Annotated in this window: 21 protein-coding genes and 3 tRNA genes; 17 read left to right on the forward strand and 7 right to left on the reverse strand. The window is 71.3% G+C overall.

What is annotated here, in order from left to right:
- Positions 1–57: 57 nt before the first annotated feature.
- The 8 genes from LO931_RS09325 (at position 58) to LO931_RS09360 (ending at position 8330) form a co-directional block, all read left to right on the forward strand.
- A complete protein-coding gene (locus LO931_RS09325; RefSeq protein WP_229053318.1) occupies positions 58–303 on the forward strand; it encodes a DUF3618 domain-containing protein in 246 nt (81 codons plus the stop codon).
- Positions 304–324: 21 nt separating this feature from the next.
- The gene (locus LO931_RS09330) at positions 325–1437 is read left to right on the forward strand and encodes an aromatic acid exporter family protein (protein ID WP_229053320.1); all 1113 of its coding nucleotides are present in this window, start codon (positions 325–327) and stop codon (positions 1435–1437) included.
- A gap of 381 nt (positions 1438–1818) precedes the next feature.
- A complete protein-coding gene (locus LO931_RS09335; RefSeq protein ID WP_229053321.1) occupies positions 1819–1980 on the forward strand; it encodes a hypothetical protein in 162 nt (53 codons plus the stop codon).
- 162 nt (positions 1981–2142) lie between these two features.
- Complete coding sequence (locus tag LO931_RS09340; protein WP_229053322.1) at positions 2143–3243, forward strand: saccharopine dehydrogenase family protein; 1101 nt, start codon at positions 2143–2145, stop codon at positions 3241–3243.
- The gene (locus LO931_RS09345; RefSeq protein WP_229053323.1) at positions 3240–4760 is read left to right on the forward strand and encodes an aldehyde dehydrogenase family protein; all 1521 of its coding nucleotides are present in this window, start codon (positions 3240–3242) and stop codon (positions 4758–4760) included. The genes LO931_RS09340 and LO931_RS09345 overlap by 4 nt, the downstream gene beginning before the upstream one ends.
- A complete protein-coding gene (locus LO931_RS09350; protein ID WP_229053324.1) occupies positions 4757–5998 on the forward strand; it encodes a VOC family protein in 1242 nt (413 codons plus the stop codon). Before LO931_RS09345 ends, LO931_RS09350 begins: the two co-directional genes overlap by 4 nt.
- Before the next feature lie 44 nt (positions 5999–6042).
- Positions 6043–7737: a sodium:proton antiporter gene (locus tag LO931_RS09355; RefSeq protein WP_229053325.1), complete on the forward strand. Its 1695-nt coding sequence runs from the start codon at positions 6043–6045 to the stop codon at positions 7735–7737.
- 155 nt (positions 7738–7892) lie between these two features.
- Positions 7893–8330 carry a VOC family protein gene (locus LO931_RS09360; RefSeq protein ID WP_229053328.1) on the forward strand — a complete coding sequence of 146 codons (438 nt, stop codon included), beginning with the start codon at positions 7893–7895 and terminating at the stop codon, positions 8328–8330.
- Positions 8331–8341: 11 nt separating this feature from the next.
- Here the strand turns inward: LO931_RS09360 and LO931_RS09365 are convergent, their stop codons facing one another.
- Complete coding sequence (locus LO931_RS09365) at positions 8342–9307, reverse strand: quinone oxidoreductase (RefSeq protein WP_229053330.1); 966 nt, start codon at positions 9305–9307, stop codon at positions 8342–8344.
- A 59-nt stretch (positions 9308–9366) separates the two neighbouring features.
- On the opposite strand from LO931_RS09365, the gene recO reads away from it, so the two are divergent.
- The gene (gene recO, locus LO931_RS09370; protein ID WP_229053331.1) at positions 9367–10095 is read left to right on the forward strand and encodes a DNA repair protein RecO; all 729 of its coding nucleotides are present in this window, start codon (positions 9367–9369) and stop codon (positions 10093–10095) included.
- A gap of 10 nt (positions 10096–10105) precedes the next feature.
- Positions 10106–10897: an isoprenyl transferase gene (locus tag LO931_RS09375; protein ID WP_229053332.1), complete on the forward strand. Its 792-nt coding sequence runs from the start codon at positions 10106–10108 to the stop codon at positions 10895–10897.
- Position 10898: 1 nt separating this feature from the next.
- Here LO931_RS09375 and LO931_RS09380 read toward each other — a convergent pair whose 3' ends face one another.
- Positions 10899–11675 (reverse strand): alpha/beta fold hydrolase, encoded by a 777-nt coding sequence (locus LO931_RS09380; RefSeq protein ID WP_229053333.1) that lies wholly within the window; start codon positions 11673–11675, stop codon positions 10899–10901.
- Positions 11676–11859: 184 nt separating this feature from the next.
- Between LO931_RS09380 and LO931_RS09385 the strand changes: the two genes are divergently transcribed.
- Positions 11860–12381, forward strand: coding sequence for an OsmC family protein (locus tag LO931_RS09385; protein ID WP_229053334.1), 522 nt, complete (start codon positions 11860–11862; stop codon positions 12379–12381).
- A 6-nt stretch (positions 12382–12387) separates the two neighbouring features.
- Here LO931_RS09385 and efeB read toward each other — a convergent pair whose 3' ends face one another.
- From efeB to LO931_RS09410, 5 genes are all read right to left on the reverse strand, one after another.
- Positions 12388–13653 carry an iron uptake transporter deferrochelatase/peroxidase subunit gene (gene efeB / locus LO931_RS09390; protein WP_229053335.1) on the reverse strand — a complete coding sequence of 422 codons (1266 nt, stop codon included), beginning with the start codon at positions 13651–13653 and terminating at the stop codon, positions 12388–12390.
- Complete coding sequence (gene efeO / locus LO931_RS09395) at positions 13650–14864, reverse strand: iron uptake system protein EfeO (RefSeq protein WP_229053336.1); 1215 nt, start codon at positions 14862–14864, stop codon at positions 13650–13652. Before efeO ends, efeB begins: the two co-directional genes overlap by 4 nt.
- Entirely contained in the window at positions 14861–15757 is an 897-nt protein-coding gene (gene efeU, locus LO931_RS09400) for an iron uptake transporter permease EfeU (protein ID WP_229053337.1), read from the reverse strand. The genes efeO and efeU overlap by 4 nt, the downstream gene beginning before the upstream one ends.
- Before the next feature lie 64 nt (positions 15758–15821).
- Positions 15822–17045, reverse strand: coding sequence for a Cmx/CmrA family chloramphenicol efflux MFS transporter (locus LO931_RS09405; RefSeq protein WP_229053338.1), 1224 nt, complete (start codon positions 17043–17045; stop codon positions 15822–15824).
- 75 nt (positions 17046–17120) lie between these two features.
- The gene (locus tag LO931_RS09410; RefSeq protein WP_229053339.1) at positions 17121–17699 is read right to left on the reverse strand and encodes a TetR/AcrR family transcriptional regulator; all 579 of its coding nucleotides are present in this window, start codon (positions 17697–17699) and stop codon (positions 17121–17123) included.
- 85 nt (positions 17700–17784) lie between these two features.
- Between LO931_RS09410 and LO931_RS09415 the strand changes: the two genes are divergently transcribed.
- The 6 genes from LO931_RS09415 to LO931_RS09440 all read left to right on the forward strand — a co-directional run bounded on the left by LO931_RS09415 (position 17785) and on the right by LO931_RS09440 (position 21285).
- On the forward strand, positions 17785–18564 hold the full coding sequence (locus LO931_RS09415; RefSeq protein WP_229053340.1) for a fumarylacetoacetate hydrolase family protein: 780 nt from the start codon (positions 17785–17787) through the stop codon (positions 18562–18564).
- The gene (gene gltX, locus LO931_RS09420; protein WP_229053341.1) at positions 18557–20044 is read left to right on the forward strand and encodes a glutamate--tRNA ligase; all 1488 of its coding nucleotides are present in this window, start codon (positions 18557–18559) and stop codon (positions 20042–20044) included. Before LO931_RS09415 ends, gltX begins: the two co-directional genes overlap by 8 nt.
- Before the next feature lie 112 nt (positions 20045–20156).
- Positions 20157–20228, forward strand: a tRNA-Gln gene (locus LO931_RS09425).
- Between the two features lie 25 nt (positions 20229–20253).
- Positions 20254–20326: transfer RNA gene (locus tag LO931_RS09430), tRNA-Glu, on the forward strand.
- 47 nt (positions 20327–20373) lie between these two features.
- Positions 20374–20446: transfer RNA gene (locus LO931_RS09435), tRNA-Glu, on the forward strand.
- A 101-nt stretch (positions 20447–20547) separates the two neighbouring features.
- Complete coding sequence (locus tag LO931_RS09440) at positions 20548–21285, forward strand: NYN domain-containing protein (protein WP_229053342.1); 738 nt, start codon at positions 20548–20550, stop codon at positions 21283–21285.
- The last annotated feature ends 45 nt before the right edge of the window (positions 21286–21330 follow it).

The following is a 21330-nucleotide window of genomic DNA, read 5'->3' on the forward strand; positions in this document are numbered from 1 at the left end:
GAGGCCTATCCTGGCCCAGTCGAGCAACAGGCTCGGCCGAGGGGACAGGAGCGAGACGTGGCGCGAGAGACCGACCAGCTGGTGGCCGAGATCGACGAGGTGCGTGATCACCTCGCCACCACGATCGACACCCTGATCGACCGCACGAGCCCCAAGTCCATCGCCCGCCGCACCGTCGCCTCGGTGAAGGCGAAGTTCATCGACGCCAACGGCTCGCCCCGGTTCGAGACGATCGTCCCCGTGGTCGCCGGCGTGGCCGGGGTCGTCGCCGCTGCGATCGTGGTCCGTCGCCTGACCCGCTGACGACCCGGCGATGATGGGGGCATGAGACCGCACCCGCTCCTGGCGCTGCGACGGGTGCCGCGGCCCCGGGAGTCGTTCGCCGACCGGTGGGCGACCCTGCGTCGCCGCTGGCGGCTGATCCTGCGACTCAGCGTCTCGACCGCGGCGGCCTTCGGCATCGCGACCCACCTGCTGGGTCACCAACAGGCGTTCTTCGCCCCCATCGCCGCCGTCATCGTCATCATCGCCGGTGCCGGCCAGCGCGGGCGCACGACGATCGAGCTGGTCGTCGGAGTCGCGATCGGCGTCTTCGTGGGCGAGCTGCTGATCCTCACGATCGGCCGCGGAGCCTGGCAGATCGCCCTCGTGGTCGCGCTGACGGTCGTCGTGGCGACCCTCGTGGGCATCAAGGGCCTGGCGCTGACGCAGGCCGCCAACTCGGCCGTGCTGCTCGCCGCGGTGCTTCCGGCGACCGGTGCGGGCAACCCGGCCGTCACGCGGTTCCTCGACTCCCTGGTCGGTGGCGCGTGCGGTCTCGCGATGGTGCTGCTCCTGCCGCGCAACCCCGTGCGTGACATGAACCAGCAGGTCCAACGCCTGCTGGAGGACATCGCCGAGGTGCTCGACCGCGTCGCCCAGTCGTTGCGCACGGGCGACGCCGCCCTGGCCGACATCGCGCTCGGGCAGGCTCGCTCCGCGCAGGCGCTCATGGACTCGGTGTCCTCGACCGGGGTCAACGTCGCGGAGATCGCCCGCATGTCACCCGTGCGCTGGCGCCAGCGCGACGAGCTGCAGCGCTTCGTCGGCTCGGTCCGCGACCTCGACAACGCGCTGCGCGACGTCCGCGTGCTGGCCCGACGCGTCTCGGCGATGCTGCGTCACGGCGAGACGGCGCCGGCGGACATGCAGGACGCGATCGAGCGGATGGGCCGCGCCGTGCGGATCTACGCCGACGACCTGGCGACCCACGACAGCTTCGCCGAGGCCCGCGACGAGCTCGTCGCCGCGGCCCGCATCGCCATCACGTGCCTCTCGGGCGAGATGACGATCAACGCCGCCGCGATCGGGGCGCAGGTGCGATCGCTCGCCGCCGACCTGCTCTCGGCCAGTGGCGTCTCGCGCGACCAGCTGGGCGACCTGCTCGCCTTCGACTGACCCGATCGCGAAGAACCTGCGTGTCGGTCTCGACAGGCGGACACCGCTCGCGCTAGCCTGCTGTCACCCGCACGACGAAGGAAGAGGTGAACCCCATGACGAACCCCATGAAGTCGACCGACGCGTTCCGCGTCGTCGCCGACCGGTTCCTCGACGGTTCGCCCTCCGGAGTCATGCACCTGCCGTAGTCACCATCACGGCACGTCCATCTGCCGCTCCGGATCGTCGATCCGGGGCGGTTTTTCTTTGTCCACTCATCTCGAAAGGAGGCGCGCCATGACCATCAATCCATCACGCACGACCGATCCCATGCCCGCACACACCCATCCGACCACCCCCGGCCGGAATGCCGGTCGACTCACGGGGGAGGAGGTGTCGGACATGGCCCGATTCGGTCGCCAGGCCCGCGTCAAGCGCGCCTGGGACGAGCTGTCGGAAGCGGATCGCGAGGTCCTGCTGAACCAGGCGCGTGAGCGTCGCGAGCAGCAGGCGCAGCGCGACGCGCGATTCGTCGACGTGTACGCGTACCGCCTCAACAAGTAGGTCCGTCACCACGGCGCCGGTGCTCCCTCGCGGGAGCGCCGGCGCCGTCGTGCGTCTCGGGGAGGGCGGTAACCGAATCGCAACCGCTGAACCGTCCGGACGGTATAGCCAGCGCGCTCCGGCGCTCCTACGATCGACGCACCGACGAGGGGAGCCACAGGCATGGGACGCATGATCGAGACCGTCGCGGTCTTCGGGTTGGGCAAGGTGGGCGAGCTGGTCGCCCTGATGCTGGTGGAGTCCGGCTTCACGGTGAAGGGCTACGACGCCGCAGCGCGCCAAGACCCGGTCGGCGCCCGCGCAGGCTTCGACCGTTTCCAGCTCGACGTCAGTGACACGGCCGGCATCCGGCAGGCGCTGGACCAGGTCGACGCCGTCGTGTCGTGCCTGCCGTACCACGCCAACATCGCGGTGGCCGAGGCCGCGCACGCGACCGGCACGCACTACTTCGACCTGACCGAGGACGTCCCGACCACGCAGCGCGTCATGGAGCTCTCGCAGCTCGACGGCGACTCGGCCTTCGTGCCGCAGTGCGGGCTCGCGCCGGGTCTGATCGGCATCGTCGGCGCCTCCATCGCGGTGACCTTCGACTCGATCAAGTCGATCGAGCTCAAGGTGGGAGCCCTGCCGCAGAACCCGACCGGGCTGCTCGGGTACGCCTTCAACTGGTCGGCCGAGGGGGTCGTGAACGAGTACCTCAACGACTGCGAGGTGCTGCGCTCGGGACACCGTCAGATGGTGCCCGCGATGACCGAGAAGGAACGCGTCGTGATCGGCGGCATCGAGCTCGAGGCGGCGCTGACCTCCGGCGGCCTGGGCACGATGTGCCAGACCTACGAGGGCCGCGTGAACCGGCTCGACTACAAGACCTTGCGGTATCCCGGTCACTTCAAGCAGATGCACTTCTTGTTCGACGAGCTCGGCCTGCGCGACGAGCGGGAGCTGGTCGGGCGGGTGCTGCAGGACGCCAAGCCGCCGGTCAGCGACGACATCGTCTACCTCCACGCGGCGGTCGAGGGCGTCAAGGAGGGCCTGGCGTTCCGCGAGAACTACGTGCGCGGTTACCTGCCGACCGACGTCGGCGGGCGGCGCTGGCGGGCGATCTCCTGGACCACCGCGGCCTCGGCGGTCGCCGTGGTCGAGCTGGTGGCGGAGGGCAGACTTCCCGGTACGGGCTTCGTCCGCCAGGAGGACATCGCCCTGACCGACCTCAAGAGCACCAACGCCGGCCGACTGTTCGCCGAGGCAGGAGAACCCCGATGACCACCACCCCGACCGATCCGTCGTCCGTCGGCAGCGATGCCCGCGAGGTGCTGGCCCGACTCGGCGTCGAGCTGAGCGGCGAGGGCGACCTCGCGACGCGCTCGCCGATCGACGGCGCCGAGATCGTCCGCGTCGCGGCCCACACGCCGGGCGACGTCAGTGACGCCGTGGCGCGGGCGCACGAGGCCTTCCTCCAGTGGCGCACGGTGCCGGCCCCCGTGCGGGGTGCGTTCGTCCGCGAGCTCGGCGAGCTGCTGCGGGAGCACAAGGACGACCTTGGCCGACTCGTCAGCATCGAGGCCGGCAAGATCCTCAGCGAGGGCCTCGGCGAGGTGCAGGAGATGATCGACATCTGCGACCTCGCGGTCGGTCTCTCCCGCCAGCTCCACGGGCTGACGATCGCCACCGAGCGGCCGGGCCACCGGATGATGGAGCAGTGGCACCCCCTCGGGGTGGTGGGCGTCATCAGCGCGTTCAACTTCCCGGTCGCGGTGTGGTCGTGGAACGCGGCCCTGGCGTTCGTGTGCGGTGACGCCGTGGTGTGGAAGCCGTCGGAGAAGACGGTGCTGACCGCGCTCGCGTGCCAGTCGCTCGCCGCCGAGGCAGCGCGCCGCACCGGAGCGCCCGAGCACCTGAGCCAGGTCGTCGTCGGTGCCGCGGACGTGGGCGAGGCGCTGGTCGACGACCCGCGCGTGCCGCTCGTCTCGGCCACCGGCTCGACCCGCATGGGCCGGGCCGTCGCGCCGCGCGTCGCTGCTCGCCTCGGGCGCACGCTGCTGGAGCTGGGCGGCAACAACGCCGCGATCGTCGCCCCCTCGGCCGACCTGGACCTCACGGTGCGCGGCCTCGTGTTCTCCGCGGCAGGCACGGCCGGCCAGCGGTGCACGTCGCTGCGCCGCGTCATCGCCCACCGCTCGGTCAAGGACGAGCTCGTGCGGCGTCTGTCGACCGCGTACGCCTCGTTGCCGATCGGGTCGCCGCTGGAGTCGTCCACCCTGGTCGGGCCCCTCATCGACGCGGCGGCGGGCGAGGGCTTCGACGCCGCCGTCGCGCAGGCCCAGGTCGAGGGCGGCGAGGTCGTGGTCGGCGGCTCGCGCGACGAGGGCGTCGCGGGTGGCACCTACGTGCGGCCCACGATCATCGACATGCCGGGGCAGACGGCGATCGTCGAGACCGAGACCTTCGCGCCCATCCTGTACGTGCTGACGTACGACGAGCTCGACGAGGCGATCGCGCTGCACAACGCGGTGAGCCAGGGGCTCAGCTCGTCGATCTTCACGCTCGACGTGCGCGAGGCCGAGCTGTTCGTCTCGGCGGTGGGGTCGGACTGCGGGATCGCCAACGTCAACATCGGACCCTCCGGCGCCGAGATCGGCGGTGCGTTCGGTGGCGAGAAGGACACCGGCGGCGGTCGCGAGTCGGGCTCCGACGCCTGGCGCGCCTACATGCGGCGCACGACCAACACCGTGAACTACTCGACCGAGCTGCCGCTGGCGCAGGGGGTCGAGTTCCTGTGACCCTCGGGTCCGACAGCAGGGCGGTCTCCTCCACCGAGCTGCGAGCACGGTTCGCCCGTGCGCTCTCTGACCTCTACGGCACGGAGGTGCCCGCCTACACGACCCTCGTGCGCACCTGCGAGGAGATCAATGCCGAGGTGCTCGAGCGCCTCGGACCCGAGGCGGAGCGATTCGGCTCGATCGGACGGGTCACCGCGGAACGGCACGGGGCGATCCGGGTCGGCACGGCGGTCGAGATCGCCCAGGTGGCGCGCATCTTCGGCGCGTGCGGCATGCACCCGGTCGGCTTCTACGACCTGCGCGAGGCCACCCCGCCGATCCCGGTCGTGTCGACGGCGTTCCGCCCGATCGACCGCACCGAGCTCGCGGCCAACCCGTTCCGCGTCTTCACCTCGATGCTGGTGGTCGACGACCGCCGGTTCTTCGACGCGGAGACGCAGGCACGGCTCGAGGACTTCCTCGCGCGGAGGAGCCTGTTCCCCGACGAGCTGCTGACGCTCGCCGACACCGCCGAGGCGGCCGGTGGTCTCGACGAGCCCGATGCGGCTCGGTTCCTCGAGCTCGCCACCGCGTCGTTCGCGCTGTCGCCGGAGCCCGTCGACCGCGCCTGGTACGACCACCTGGAGTCGATCAGCAGCGTCGCGGCCGACATCGGCGGCGTCGCCTCCACGCACATCAACCACCTCACGCCCCGCGTGCTCGACATCGACGAGCTCTACCGGCGCATGGAGGCCCAGGGCATCGCGATGATCGACCGCATCCAGGGTCCGCCCGGCGACACCGGACGTCCCGACGTGCTGCTGCGTCAGACGTCGTTCCGAGCCCTCGCCGAGCCGCGCCGGTTCCGCGAGGCCGACGGCACGGTCGTCACCGGCGAGCTGAGCGTCCGGTTCGGCGAGGTCGAGGCGCGGGCCGTCGCCCTGACGCCGCACGGGCGTGCGCTGTACGACGAGCAGGGTCTGGAGGCGTTCCCGAGGACCGACGCGGAGCTGCACGAGCTCGACCTGGCGTACTACGTCGAGGACGCGGACGGCGCGCTGCGGCCGATCGTCTACGAGGACTTCCTGCCGAGGTCGGCAGCCGGCATCTTCGCGTCGAACCTGACGAGCGACGGTCGCGCCGACGCGACCCAGCGCGCCGCGGCTCGCGACGCCACGTGGCTGCAGGCGGCCCTCGGGCGGGAGCTCCACGACCCCTACGCGCTGTACGACGCCGAGCGGGCCGCCGCTCCGCGCTGAGTCCTGCACCGCTCCAGTGGTTGCGGGGTGCCACCATCGAGGGCATGGAACCGATGGAGCTCGCCGTGCTCGGCGTCATCGTGGTCGTGGCCGTGTGCGTCGTGTCGCCGAAGCTGGGGGTCGCGGCCCCGCTGTCGCTCGTGGCGGTCGGGGTGGGCCTGTCGTTCGTGCCGGGCGTGCCCGACGCCGAGCTGGATCCCGAGATCATCCTCGCCGGCGTCCTGCCGCCGTTGCTCTACGCGTCGGCGGTGACGATGCCCATCACCGACTTCCGCCGTGACCTCAAGGCGATCAGCGGTCTCTCGGTCGTGCTGGTCGTCGTGACGTCCGCCGTGATCGGCCTGGTGCTGCCGGTCCTGGTGCCGGGGATCGGCTTCGCCGAGGCGTTCGCGCTGGGTGCCATCGTGAGCCCGACCGACGCCGTCGCCACGTCGATCGCCCGCCGGACCGGTGCGCCGCCGCGGCTGCTGACGGTGCTGGACGGCGAGAGCATGCTGAACGACGCGACGGCCCTGGTGCTGCTGCGCAGCGCGATCGCGGCGACGGGCGTGACGGTGTCGGTCCTCGACGTGGGTCTGCACCTCCTGCGGGCCGTCGTCGTCGCCTGCCTGATCGGCGTGGTGGTGGCCGCCGTCAGCCTGCTGGTCCGCTCCCTGGTCAAGGACGCGACGGTCGCGACCGCGATCTCCTTCGTCGTGCCGTTCGTGGCCTACGCGCCCGCCGAGCACCTCGGCGGCTCCGGCCTCGTCGCGGTGGTCGTGGCGGGTCTGGGCATCGGGTCGCGCGGCTACGTCGAGCTGCGCCCCGAGGACCGCGTGGCCGAGCGCGTCAACTGGCGCACGATCGCGTTCCTGCTGGAGGGTGCGGTGTTCCTCGTGATGGGTCTGCAGCTGCGGCCCCTGTGGGACGACTTCCGCGCGACGGACCAGTCCGTCGGTCTGGTGGTCGCCGTCGCGGCGATCGTGCTGGGCGTGGTGATGGTCGCGCGCGTGCTGTTCACCGCCGGCCTGCTCCTGGGCCTGCGCGGAGACCGCCAGCAGCACGAGGCGGCCCGGCCGCGCATGGCTGCGCTGCGGGACTACCTCGCCTCGCCCGAGGCCCAGCGCCACTCCGAGGCGCGCCGCGAACGGGCCCTTCGCGCGATCGAGCGGCGCGAGCACGACATCACGTTCTACGGCGAGCAGCGACTCGGTGCGCGGGACGGCCTCGTCCTCACGTGGGCCGGGATGCGCGGCTGCATCACGGTCGCCGCGGCCCAGACCATCCCGCCCGAGCTGGCGCAGCGTGACCTGCTGGTGCTGGTGGCCTTCATCGTCGCGGGCACCTCCCTGCTGGTCCAGGGCGGGACTCTCGGGTGGGTCGTCCGCCGGCTCGGGGTGCTCGACGACCGGGACGGCGCGCGGCGCGAGCAGCTCGGTCTGCTCGTCACTGCTCTGGCCGACGTCTCCCAGGCGCGGTGCGACGAGGCGCAGGCCGAGGGGCTCGACGGCCGTCCGGTCGACCCGATGGTCGTGCAGCACGTGCGCCGTCGGTCGACGCCGGCGGCGGACTGGGACTGGGCCGGTGCCGAGGGTCCCGAGCGCGACCAGCTCCTGCAGGACTTCCGCGAGCTGCACCTGCGCGTGATCGAGGACCAGCGCGAGGCGCTGCTCGACCTGCGCTCGGCCGGACGCTACGACTCGGGAGTGATCGGTGAGCTCCTCGACCGCCTGGACGCCGTGCAGGCCACCGGGCGGTGAGCTAGAGACCTGTCCCCGCAGCGGGCGGTGAGTTAGGGACCTGTCCGAGGGTTCGACACGTCCCCGACTCACCGCTGACGCGGGGGACACGTCCCAATCTCACCGCCCAGCCGGGTGGGAGTGCTTCTGTCGGTGCACGGTGGCAGCCTGAGGCCATGGGACGCACCGTGCAGATCACGTTCGACGCCGCCGACCCCGCCGCGGTGGCCGACTTCTGGGCCGCGGCCCTCGGCTACGAGGTGCAGGCCCCGCCGCCGGGCTTCGACAGCTGGCCCGAGGCGCTCACGGCCTTCGGCGTGCCACCGGAGCTGCACAACTCGAGGTCGGCGGTCGTCGACCCGGAGGGCACGGGCCCCCGCCTGTTCATCCAGCAGGTGCCGGAGGCCAAGGCCGGCAAGAACCGCCTGCACCTCGACATCCGCGTCGCGCCCGGGCTCACGGGCGACGAGCGCATGTCCGCGCTCGAGGCCGAGAGCGACCGCCTCACCGCGCTGGGCGCCACGCGCCTCTACCGGGTCGAGCCCGACGGGCGCATGGAGCACGGGTTCATCACGATGGCCGACCCCGAGGGCAACGAGTTCTGCCTCGACTGAGCCCGCCCCGGTCAGGGCAGCAGCAGGAGCTTGCCGGTCGTGCGACGTCCCTCGAGGTCCTCGTGCGCGGTGACGGCGTCGGCGAGCGGGTACGTCCCCCCGATCCGCACGTCGAGCCCGCCGTCGGCCACGGCCGCGAACACGTCGGCCGCACGCCACTCGAGCTCGGCGCGATCGGCGATGAAGTGCGCCAGCGACGGCCGGGTCAGCACCAGCGAGCCCTTGGTGTTCAGGGCGCGCGGATCGACCGGGGGCACGTTGCCGCTGGCGGCGCCGAACAGCACGAAGGTGCCCCGCGGCTGCAGGGCGTCGAGACCCTCGTCGAAGGTCGTCGCCCCCACGCCGTCGAGCACGGCGCGCACGCCGCGTCCTTCGGTGAGGTCGCGCACAGCGGATCCGAAGCCGTCGTACTCCAGCACCTCGTCGGCACCGGCACCGCGCGACAGCTCGGCCTTCTCGGGCGATCCGGCCGTGGTCAGCACGCGGACGCCGTGGCGCTTGAGCAGCTGCGTGAGCAGCAGCCCCACGCCCCCGGCGCCGGCGTGCACCAGCACCGTGTCGCCCTCGGCGAACGGCACGATCGAGTTCACGAGGTAGTGCGCCGTCATGCCCTGCAGCATCAGCGCAGCGGCGACCTGCGGCTCCACGCCGTCGGGCACGATGACGGCCTGGGAGGTCGGGACGATGGCGTGCTCCGCGTAGGCGGCCTCACCGTGTCCCCACGCCACGGTGTCGCCCTCGGCGAAGCCCGTGACGCCCGCGCCGACGGCGAGCACCCGACCGGAGGCCTCCTTGCCGAGCGTGAAGGGCAGGGGAGTCGAGTACTGGCCGGAACGCTGGTAGGTGTCGATGTAGTTGACGCCGGCGGCGGCGACCTCGACCAGGAGCTCGTCGGGGCCGGGATCCGGCACCACGATCTCCTCCAGACGCATCTCCTCGGGTCCGCCATGGGCTCGGATCACGATCGCGCGAGTCATGCGGCCAGCCTACGGATCAGGCGGCACAATGGTCGACACGACGAGCAGGGAGGTGCGGCATGACTCTGTACCGCGACACCGCGGTCGTGCTGCGCACCCACAAGCTCGGCGAGGCCGACCGCATCATCACGATGCTGACCCGCCACCACGGCCAGGTTCGCGCCGTCGCGAAGGGCGTGCGCAAGACCTCCAGCCGGCTCGGTGGGCGCCTCGAGCCGTTCATGCACGTCGACCTGCAGTTCGCGGTGGGCCGCACGCTCGACATCGTGACGCAGGCCCAGACGATCGACCCGTTCTCGCGCCGGCTCGGCGGCGACTACCGCGCCTACACGGCCGGCACCGTGATGCTGGAGACCGCCGAGCGCGTCGTGCCGGAGGACTCCGAGGCCTCCCTCCCGCAGTACCAGCTGCTCGTCGGAGCGCTGCGAGCCCTGACCGAGCAGCGTCAGCCCCCCGGGCAGCTGCTCGACTCCTACCAGCTGCGGGCGCTGTCGATCGCGGGCTACGCGCCGAGCTTCGGTCGGTGTGCCCGGTGCGGTGCTCCTGGTCCGCACCGCAACTTCAACGCCGCCTCGGGCGGCATCCTGTGCGACACCTGCCGTGTGCCGGGATCGGCCGCGCCCAGCGCGCCCACCGTGAGCCTGCTGGGCGCTCTGCTCGCGGGGGACTGGGAGGCGGTCACCACCTCCGACGACCGGTCGCGGCGCGAGGCCACCGGCATCGTCAACGCCTACGTCGCCTGGCACCTGGAGCGCTCCCTGCGATCGCTCGCGCACGTCGATCGGTAGGTTCGTCGCGATGAGCCCGTCCGTCCCGCCGCCCCCTCGTCGCAGAGAGCCCCGCCCGCCGCGGCCGCATCCGTCCGGGGTGCGTGCACCCGACCTGCCCCCCGAGCTCGTGCCGCGGCACGTCGGGATCGTGATGGACGGCAACGGCCGCTGGGCCAAGGGGCGCGGGCTGCCCCGCACGGCGGGCCACGAGATGGGCGAGGCGGCGCTGTTCGACGTCGTCGAGGGCGCGGTCGAGCTCGGCATCGAGGCCGTCTCCGCGTACGCGTTCTCGACCGAGAACTGGAAGCGGTCGCCGGAGGAGGTGCGCTTCCTCATGGGCTTCAACCGCGACGTCATCCGTCGTCGCCGCGACGAGATGCACGAGATGGGCGTGCGCGTCCGGTGGGCCGGTCGCCGCCCGCGGCTCTGGCGCAGCGTCATCAAGGAGCTCGAGGCGGCCGAGGAGCTGACGCGTCACAACACGGTCTGCACCCTGACGATGTGCGTCAACTACGGCGGTCGGGCCGAGATCGTCGACGCGGCCACGGCCCTGGCGCGCGACGTGGCGGCCGGCACGGTCAATCCCGATCGCATCGACGAACGCACCTTCGCCCGCTACCTGGACGAGCCGTGGATGCCCGACGTCGACCTCTTCTGGCGCACCTCGGGCGAGCAGCGCACCAGCAACTTCCTGCTCTGGCAGTCGGCCTACGCCGAGATGGTGTTCAGCGACATCGCCTGGCCCGACGTCGACCGCCGAGCACTGTTCACCGCGGTCGAGGAGTACGCGAGCCGCAACCGCCGCTACGGCTCGGCCTGAGTCACCCGGCTCGCCGGATCGGCGCTCGGGTCGCGACCGGGTCCTGCGTGAGGAACGCGAGCACGAGGTCGGCGACGAGCTCGGGCTTGTCCATGATGTGCACGTGTGACGTGCCGGGCACGATCGCCAGCTCGGCGTCCGGGACGGAGCGGTAGAGGTCGAGCGAGTGCTCCGGAGCGACGACGTCGTCGTCGCCGGCGAGCACGAGCGTGCGTGACCGCACGGCGGCGAGGTCGTCGGTCGTGAGCGTGGGCTGGGTCATGGCCATGCGCAGGACCTTCTCGACGACCACGACGAAGTGGTCGGCCGGGTCGGGCGAGACCTCGGCGTACCGCCCGGCGAGCGGCGACTGCACCATGCCGGCGGCGGCAGCGGCGGGGTCGTCGCCGAACATGTCGGGCAGCAGGCCGTCGTGGTGGAACTGGCCACTCATCAGCACGAGGCGATCGACGAGGTCGGGCCGGCGGAGCGCGACGATCAGAGCGGTCGTGGCGCCGTCGCTGTAGCCGACGAGATCGGCCGGGCCGCCGACGACCTGCTCGAGGAACGCGATGGTGTCGCTCGCGTTCTGCTCGAAGCCGAGTGGGCCGGAGGTGTCGGCCGTGCGGCCGTGGCCCCGGCGCTCCGGGCGGTACACGTGGCGGACTGCGGCGTACCGCTCCAGCACCGGATCGACCTCGTTCGCGTCACTGAAGCCGCCGTGGAGGTAGACCATCGACGGGCCGGAGCCGTGCTCGTCGAACCAGAAGGTCACGTCGTCATGGGTGAACTCAGCCATGCAGCCAGTCTGCGACGGGCCACTGACAGTTGCACGGACGACCCGGCGTGGCGGACGGCTGCCCCTCCGCCGGTACCACGATTCCCTCCCTCCTCCCGGACGTCTTGCATCGCAAGAGGCGGCCGATCACGGCCCGCGACGGAGGACGCTCGAGGGCATCACCCACGATCCCGGAGGACCCGCCATGACCCAGCAGACCACCACCCAGCTCAACGACGTCGACCTCGCGGCCGTCGGCTCCCTCGTCGAGGGCATCCAGGGCGATCCCGCGAAGGCGGCGACCACGTGGGCCGCGCACGTCACCTGGGACGGCGGCTTTGCGTCGCACGCCCGCGTCCGCCAGTTCGACGGCATCCGCTCCGACGAGCCGCCCGCCCTCGGTGGAGGCGACACGGCCCCCAACCCGGTCGAGCAGCTGCTCGGCGCGCTCGGCAACTGCCTCGCGGTGGGCTACGCGGCGAACGCGAGCGTCGCCGGCGTGCCGATCGACGCGCTCTCGATCGACCTCCAGGGCGACCTGGACCTGCACGTCTTCCTCGGGCTGAAGGAGGGGCACGCCGGGTTCGACACGATCCGCGCCAAGGTCACCCTCGAGTCGTCCGCCCCGCGCGAGCAGGTCGAGCAGCTGCACGCTCGGGTGCTCGACTCCTCACCCGTCGGCCACACGCTGCGCTCGGCCGTGCCGGTCGACATCACCCTCGTCTGAGGGCGCTCACGCGTCGAACAGGCCCTGGGCGATGTGCTCACCGGGACGGACCCCGGGTGGCACCGCGTAGAGGGCCGACCCGACGTGACGGATGTACTCGTTGAGCGCATCGGTCTTGAGCGAGCTCTGCACCTGCACGAACTGGGCCGGATCACGCTGGAAGGACAGGAAGAACAGTCCGGCCGTGATCTGGCCCAGGTCGTTGTTGCCGTCGACGTAGTTGTACCCGCGCCGCAGGAGCTGCACGCCGTCGTTCTGGTCGGGGTGGGCCAGCCGGACGTGCGACGTCGCGGGCAGGGCGAAGTCGCCGGTCGAGGACTGCATCTCGAAGTCGGGCTCGGTCATCTCGGTGCCGCCCGAGAGGGGAGCGCCCTCGCCCTTCGAGCGTCCGACCACGAGCTCCTGCTCCTCCAGGCGGGTCCGGTCCCAGCTCTCGATCGTCATCTGGATCGTGCGCGCCACGAGGTAGCTGCCGCCCGCCATCCAGCCGTCGTCGGCCCACACCCACCGATCGAGCGCCTCTGCGTCGTCGGAGAGGATGTTGGCGGTGCCGTCCTTGAAGCCGAAGAGGTTGCGCGGGGTCTGCTGCTGGGCACTGGTGCGCGACGTGCGCCCGTAGCCGAGACGGGTCCAGCGCACCTGTGCCCGGCCGAAGGCCATCCGGCTGAGGTTGCGGATCGCGTGCACCACGACCTGGGGGTCGTCGGCGCACGCCTGGATGCAGAGGTCGCCGCCGCTGATCGGCTCCTCGAGGAGGTCGAAGGCGAAGAGGGGCAGGGGTGTGAGCGCCTCCGGACGTCGGTCGGCGATGCCGAACGGGTCGCCCTCGCGGTCGAACAACGAGGGCCCGAGGCCGAAGGTCAGCGTCAGGCGGTGGGGGCCGAGACCGAGCGCCTCGCCCGTGTCGTCCGGGGGAGCGAGGGGGGAGCCGTCGACGGCACCGGTGTCGCCGACCTCCCGACCAGCCATCAGCTGCTCGGCCGCCTCGGTCCAGTCCTGGAGGAGGGAGATGAGGTCGTCGCGGTCGGCCCCGGCGGTCATGTCGAGGCTCGCGAAGTACAGGTGCTGCTGCACGGGAGTCGTGATGCCGGCCTGGTGCTCGCCACGGAAGGCGTAGGTCTGCGAGCTCGGGTCGTCGACGCGCGCCGCGGTGGCGCGGCCGGCACCGAATCCGGCGGCGGTCCCGGCGGCCGCCAGGGCAGCCATGCCCAGGGCACCCCGGCGCGAGACGCCTCGCGCGGGGGTGCCCTCGGGGCTGGTCGGGTCGCTCACTCGCCCGGATCGACGCCCAGCACCGTGAACGTGAGCTGCGAGAGCGGCTCGCTCAGGGCGTTGAGCTGCGCACCGAGCGCGTTGCGGGCCGTCTGGTCGACCGTGGCGTAGGAGACGAAGCCGGCGTCGTAGCTGCCGTAGGTCGCGAGCAGGGCCTTCATGGCGGCGAACTGCTCGTCGAGCTCGGCGACGAGGTCCTCGCCGTCCTGGCCCTTGCCGGCCGCGATGTCGCGCACGGTGCCGTAGGCGACCTCGGCCCCCTCGACGTTGGCGAGGAAGTCGTACAGGTCGGTGTGGGCGAACTCGTTCTCCTCGCCGGGGAGCTTGCCGTCAGGTGCCGCGATCTCGTCGAGCAGGCCGATCGCGCCGTTGGTGATGTCGTCGACGGTCAGCTCGAAGTCGTCGGCGTGCACCTGGTCGTACAGCGACTGGATGTCGGCGTCGAGCTGGTCGGCCACAGCGGCACGGCCGGCCTGGTCGAGCGGCTGGATGTCCTCGCCGGGGTAGTTGACCCGGGCCTCGTCGATCCAGAGGTCCATCTCGATGCGGTGGAAGCCCGTGAACTCCAGGCCCTCGGCCTCGGCGCCCGGCTTGCGGTAGTCGATCTTCGGGTCGAGGTCGCCGAAGTTGCCGGCCGTGGGCTCGACGCGCTCGTAGTTGATGCGGGCGAGCGGGAAGAGGCGGCGGGCCTCGTCGTCGTTACCGGCGCGGTAGGCGTCGGTGAACGCCTTGGTGCCCGTGACGAGCTCGGCGACCTGGGTCTTGGTGTACGCCGTGTAGCTCGCGACGGCCTCGTCGGTCGCCGCCTGGTCGCTCTCGGAGGCCTCGAGCTCGTCGCCGCTCACGCTGAAGTCGGCCTGGCCGACGCCCTCACCGACCATACCGGGCTTGCAGACCGTGAAGTAGTCGCCGGGCTGCAGCTGCACCGTGAGGTCGCGGCTCGACCCGGCGGCGATGTTCTCGACCTCGCCGATGATCCGCAGGCCGTCGTCGGCCAGCACGTAGAACTCGGTGACGTCGTCGCCCGTGTTCTCCACCTCGAAGCGCACCGGGCCGCTCGTGGCGGTGGCGGTCTCGACCTGGCACTCGTCGGCCGTGCTCGTGACGGCGATCGCGGTGGCCGAGGCGTCGTCGTTCTCGACGCACCCGGTCAGGGCGAGGGCGCCGGTGACGACGAGCGGGATCGCCCACTGGGAGGCAGTGCGGTTCATGAGGCTCCTTCAGGGATGAGCGGGGTGGCCGCGGGCGTGCGGCGGCGGGTGACGCGCAGGAAGAGGGTCAGGACGACGACGAGGTAGAGGGCCCAGGCGAGCACCTCGAGGATCGTCATCTCGGGGCTGAAGCCGATCGTGCCCTTGAGGATCGCGGCAGGAAGGCCCGACGGGTCGATCACGTCGGGGATGCGGAAGAGCCACGCGGACTCGCCGTACAGGCCGGAGACGAAGGAGCCGGCGCCCTCGGGAGCGGGCTCGAACGGGCCCGGGAGGAAGCGGGCCTCCTGCAGGTCGTGCACCGCGTAGGCGAGCACGCCCGCGGCGACGACGACGAGCAGGCCGCCGGTCCACTGGAAGAACTTCGCGAGGTCGATGCGCACGATCCCGCGGTGGATCAGGGCGCCGAGCGCGACGGCGGCGGCCAGGCCGAGCACGGCTCCGAGCCACGGCGACTCGCCCTCGCCGGAGGACCTGACGGCGCTCCAGAGGAAGAGGGCCGTCTCGATGCCCTCGCGCGCGACGGCGAGGAACCCGACGAGCACGAGGCTCCATGCCGCACCGGTGAGGGCCTGGTCGACCTCGCCCTCGAGGTGACTCTTGAGGTGGCGGGCGGTCCGGGCCATCCAGAAGACCATCCAGGTCACGAACCCGACCGCCACGATCGACATCGTGCCGCCGATGAGCTCCTGGGCCTGGAACGTGAGTCCGTAGGTGCCGAACGTCAGGATCGCGCCGACCGCGAGCGAGAGCAGGACCGCGGCGGCGACACCGAGCCAGATGCGGGCCCGGACCTCGGGCCGGCCGACCTTGCGCACGTAGGCCAGGAGGATGCCGACCACCAGCGCGGCCTCGAGGCCCTCACGGAGCCCGATGATGAACGTGCCGACCACGATGCTCCGTCCGGTGCCTGCTCACAGAATTCACTCAGGCAAGGCTCACCTGAGCCGGAGGAGCCTAGCATGCTGGGCAGGGAGCCGCCTCGACCTCGACCGTGCGCCCACGCTCGACCCGCCAGGACGCCGCGGCGACCAGCAGCCCGACGAGCGCGAGCGAGATCGACAGCGGTAGCAGGGCGCGATAGCCGAGGCCGGCCGTGATGACGAGTCCGCCGGCCCACGGGCCGATGGCGTTGCCGATGTTGAACGCCGCGACGTTGACGCCGGCGACGAGGTTGGGGGCCTGGTCGCCGTGCTGGAAGATGCGGGCGTTGATGGCCGACGCGACGGTGAAGGTCGCGAAGCCCCAGACGACGACGGCAGGCACGATCGCGACGGCTGACGGAGCAGCGAGCCAGACCACGGCCAGCGACACGATCGTGGCGAGCAGCGACACCACGACGTTGAGCAGCGGGTCGCGATCGGCGAACCGGCCGCCGACGGTGATGCCCGCGAACGACCCCAGGCCGAACGCCAGCAGCACCAGGGGCACGACCCCTGCGGAGAGGCCGGAGACGTCGGTCAGCAAGGGGGAGAGGTACGAGAACGTCGCAACCATCGTCGACTGCACCGCGACGGTGGTGCCCACGGCCAGCCAGAGCCGGCTGCCGGTCAGCCCCTGGAGCTCGCGTCGCGCGAGGGCGCCGATCGCGATCTTCTCGTCGCTGGCGGTCTCGGGCACCAGGAGCGCGACCGCCACGGTCGCGGCGACGCTCAGGGCGGCGACGGCGACGAACGTGGACTCCCAGCCCCAGTGGTCGCTGACCCAGGTGCCCGCCGGCACGCCGACGATGTTGGCGAGCGTGATGCCGCTGATGAGCGTGCCGAGACCACGGGCGGTGAGGTTCTTCGGTGTCACGGCGACGACCGTGACGCTGGCGACGGCCCAGAACGTGGCGCACGCGACGGCGGCGACGACGCGGGTGGTGACCAGCAGGCCGAAGCTCGTGGTGAGCGCGCCGGCGAGGTGCGCGAGGGCGAAGACGACACCCGCCCCGACCAGGGTGACCTTGCGCGGCAGGCGCAGCGTGAGCAATGCCATGACCGGTGCGCCGACGAGCATGCCGATCGCGAACGCGCTGATCAGCGAACCGGCCGCGGGGATCGACACGCCCAGCTCGCGGGCCATCTCGGGCAGGAGCCCGGCGAGCATGAACTCGGACGTCCCGAGGCAGAAGATCCCGAGTGCCAGGACGGGAACGGCGACGGGCAGCCTGGTCGGCGTGGTGGTGGCGGTCGTCATGGTGGTCCTCCCGAGATTCTGGATCGATCAGTACAAAATGCGGGCGTGCGAAGGCCGGCCGGGGTGGGGCCGGGGTCAGAGCAGGGTCAGCAGCGTCGAGACGGCGTCGTCGACGGGGTCGCGGTCGCGGTCGATGCGAGAGCGCACCTGCAGGCCGTCGACCGCGGCGTGCAGCACCGCGGCCAGCTGGTCGGCCGTGGCGCGGTCGGTCAGCGAGCCGTCGAGCTGCCCGCGTCGCACGACGTCGGCGATCATGCGGCGGAAGTCGTCGGCGTTGTCGGCCAGGGCCCTGCGGACCTCCTCGTCGCTCGAGCCGACCTCGACGCAGGCGTTGATCATGAGGCACGTGCGGCGGTCGTCGTCGCCCCACTGCTCGTCGAGCACGGTCGTCAGCACGACCCGCAGCAGCGCCCGGCCGTCCAGGTCGGTCGCCAGCAGGTCGGCGCGCTGCCCCTGCTTCTCGGCCGCGTACCGCAAGATCGCCTGCAGGTAGAGGTCGCGCTTGCTGCCGAAGGCGTTGTAGAGGCTGCTGCGTGACAGGCCCGTGCTGCGGCACAGCTCGTCGGTGGAGGTCGCGCCGTACCCGGAGTCCCAGAAGTCGTCGACCGCCGCGGCGAGCGCGGTGTCGGCGTCGAAGGAGCGAGGACGGGCCACGCGACGACCGTAGACCAATCTGGATCGATCTGTCCAGAACCCGGCGCGCGGTCCGGCCCGCGGCCACGCCGCTAGGCTCGGACTCGTGCGTATTGCGAGATTTGCCGGAGATGACGATCCCCAGTTCGGCGTCGTGGGGGAGGAGGACGGCACCCCCACGATCGCGGTGCTCAAGGGAGACCCGCTGTACGCGGGCATCGAGCTGACGGGCCAGAAGGTCCCGCTCGACGACGTGCGGCTGCTCGCGCCCGTCATCCCACGCAGCAAGGTGCTCGGCATCGGACGCAACTACGCCGCCCACGCGGCCGAGCTCGGTAACGACCTGCCGACCGAGCCGCTCGTCTTCATCAAGCCCAACACCAGCGTCGTGGGCCCCGGCGACCCGATCGTGTACCCGCGTCCGACCAAGGACCTGCACTTCGAGGGCGAGCTCGCGGTCGTCATCGGCCGCATCTGCCGCGACGTGCCGGCCGAGGACGCCGCGAAGGTCGTCTTCGGCTACACCGTCGCCAACGACGTGACGGCCCGCGACCTGCAGAAGTCCGACGGCCAGTGGGCCAGGGCCAAGGGCTACGACACGTTCTGCCCGCTCGGCCCGTGGATCGAGACCAACCTCGACACGTCGAACCTGCGCGTGCGCACGACCCTCAACGGCGAGACCAAGCAGGACGGCACGACGGCCGACATGGTCTTCGACGTGCCCACGATCATCGCCTACGTCTCGAGCTTCATGACGCTGCTGCCCGGCGACGTCATCCTCACCGGCACGCCGGAGGGCGTCGGACCGATGGTCGTCGGCGACTCCGTCAGCGTCACGGTCGCCGGCATCGGCACCCTCGTCAACCAGGTGGTCTCGCATGACTGATGTCATCCCCGGCAAGCCCGTCGTCGCGCGCTTCTGCCCGTCGCCGACCGGCAACCCGCACGTGGGCATGGCCCGCACCGCCCTGTTCAGCTGGGCCTTCGCCCGCCACCACGGCGGCCGGTTCGTGTTCCGCATCGAGGACACCGACGCGAGCCGCGACAGCCAGGAGTCGTACGACCTGCTGGTCGACGTCATGCGCTGGCTGGGGCTCGACTGGGACGAGGGCGTGGAGGTCGGCGGCGACAACGGCCCGTACCGCCAGAGCGAGCGCATGGACGTCTACGCCGACGTCGCCCAGCGCCTGCTGGAGGCCGGTCTGGCGTACAAGGCCTACGACTCCGCCGAGGAGCTCGAGGAGCGCCGTGACGCGGCGCGCGCCGCGGGCCGGCCCAGCGGCTACGACGGGCTGCACCGCGACCTGACGCCGGAGCAGCAGGCGGCCTACGAGGCCGAGGGACGCAAGCCGGTCATCCGCTTCAAGATGCCCGAGAAGGACTGGACCTTCGACGACCTCGTGCGCGGCCCGATCACCTTCGGTGCCGACAACGTGCAGGACTTCGTCATCGTGCGCGCCAACGGCCAGCCGCTCTACACGCTGACCAACCCCACCGACGACGCGCTGATGGGCATCACGCACGTCCTGCGCGGCGAGGACATCCTGTCGTCGACCCCGCGGCAGATCGCGCTGTACGAGGCGTTCGCGCAGATCGGCGTGGGTGACGGCTCGACTCCCCGCTTCGGCCACCTCCCGTACGTGACGGGCGCGGGCAACCGCAAGCTCTCCAAGCGCGACCCCGAGTCCAACCTGCTGGGCTACCGCGAGCAGGGCTTCCTGCCCGAGGGGCTGCTCAACTACCTCGCGCTGCTCGGCTGGTCGCTCGACGCCGAGCGCGACGTGTTCAGCCTGGCCGAGATGGTCGAGGCCTTCGAGATCGGTCGGGTCAACCCGAACCCGGCGCGCTTCGACCTCGACAAGTGCGAGGCCATCAACGGCGACCACATCCGGCGGCTGCCGGTCGAGGACGTCGCGCAGCGCCTCGTGCCGTACCTGGCGACCGCGGGTCTGGTGAACGAGCCGGCCTCCGAGGAGGAGGAGGCGCTGGTGGCCGCGGCCACGCCGCTCGTGCACGAGCGCATCGCCAAGCTCACCGAGGCCGTCGACATGCTGCGGTTCCTCTTCATCGACGAGCACGACTTCTCGGTCGACGAGGCGGACGCGGCGAAGAACCTCGACGAGAAGGGCCGCGAGACCGCGCGCGCCGCTCGCGATGCGCTCGAGGCCGTCGAGACCTGGGACACCGAGTCGATCGAGGCCGCGTTGCGTGCCTCCCTCGTCGACGGGCTCGGCCTCAAGCCGCGTCTGGCCTTCGGTCCCGTGCGCGTCGCCGTGACCGGCAGCCGCATCTCGCCGCCCCTGTTCGAGTCGCTCGAGCTGCTCGGCCGCTCCCGCACCCTCGCCAGGCTCTCGGCCGCCCTGTGAGTGCGGGCCGGCCGGCCCGAGGGCGTGACCGGTTTGGGCCCCGGGAACGACGTCGGGTAGAGTGTCACCTCGGTTCGGAAGCCTTGCGGAAGCAAGGGATTCGATACCCCCTTGGGGTATGGTGTAATTGGCAACACGGCTGATTCTGGTTCAGTTGTTCTAGGTTCGAGTCCTAGTACCCCAGCTAAGGTCGGCTCGTCCGACCCCGCGCCCCGTTGGTCTAGCGGTTATGACGCCGCCCTCTCAAGGCGGAGATCGCCGGTTCGAATCCGGTACGGGGTACGAAACCTTTCCTTCGGGGAAGGTCCTCATGGCTCGTCACGAGTCATGGCCCCGTTGTGTAGCGGCCTAGCACGTCGCCCTCTCAAGGCGGTAGCGCGGGTTCGAATCCCGTCGGGGCTACAAGACCCCCATCGGCTCCACCCGGTGGGGGTCTTACCTTTTCGCGGCCCGGGGGTGCGCGGTGTGGGCTCGGCCCGTGCGTCACCTGTAGCGTCCGCATCATGGAAGAGTCTCGGATCGCCGTCCTGATCGACGCCGACAACGCGCCCGCGAAGAAGATCGACGCGATCCTGAGCGAGGTCGCGACGGTGGGCGTGGCGCACGTGCGCCGGGCCTACGGCGACTGGACCAACGCGACGATCGGTCCGTGGGCGAAGGTCCTGCAGGAGTACGCGATCGCGCCGATCCAGCAGTTCGCCTACACCAAGGGCAAGAACGCCTCCGACATCGCGATGGTCATCGACGCCATGGACATCCTGGCCAGCGGCAACGCGCAAGGCTTCGCGATCGTCTCGAGCGACGCCGACTTCACCCCGCTCGTCATGCGCCTGCGCCAGTCGGGCGCCACGGTGCTCGGCTTCGGCCAGGAGAAGACCCCGGCGGCCTTCGTCAACGCCTGCACCCGCTTCGTCTACCTCGAGCGCATCGGCGGCGAGGAGGCCGACCAGGAGCGCCCCGAGAAGCGCTCGGGCGGCACCCGCATGAGCGGCAGCGAGATGCGCGGCAACTCCCGTCTGGTGCAGATGCTGCGAGCTGCGGTTGACGCTGACGCCGACGACCACGGGTGGGCCACGCTCTCGGCGGTCGGCAAGCAGGTGCGCAACCAGTCGTCGTTCGAGCCGCGCAACTACGGCTACGCGAAGCTCATCACGCTGCTGGAGGAGATCGATCTGTTCGAGATCGACAAGTCCACGGCCAACGTCCAGCTGCGGCGCAAGGAGTCGCCGAACCAACGCTGACGGTCATGTCCGAAACCCGCCAGACGCACGTGGCGGGCCGACGCA

The organism is Aeromicrobium sp. Leaf350, from assembly GCF_916858655.1.
Classification (GTDB): Bacteria; Actinomycetota; Actinomycetes; order Propionibacteriales; family Nocardioidaceae; genus Aeromicrobium.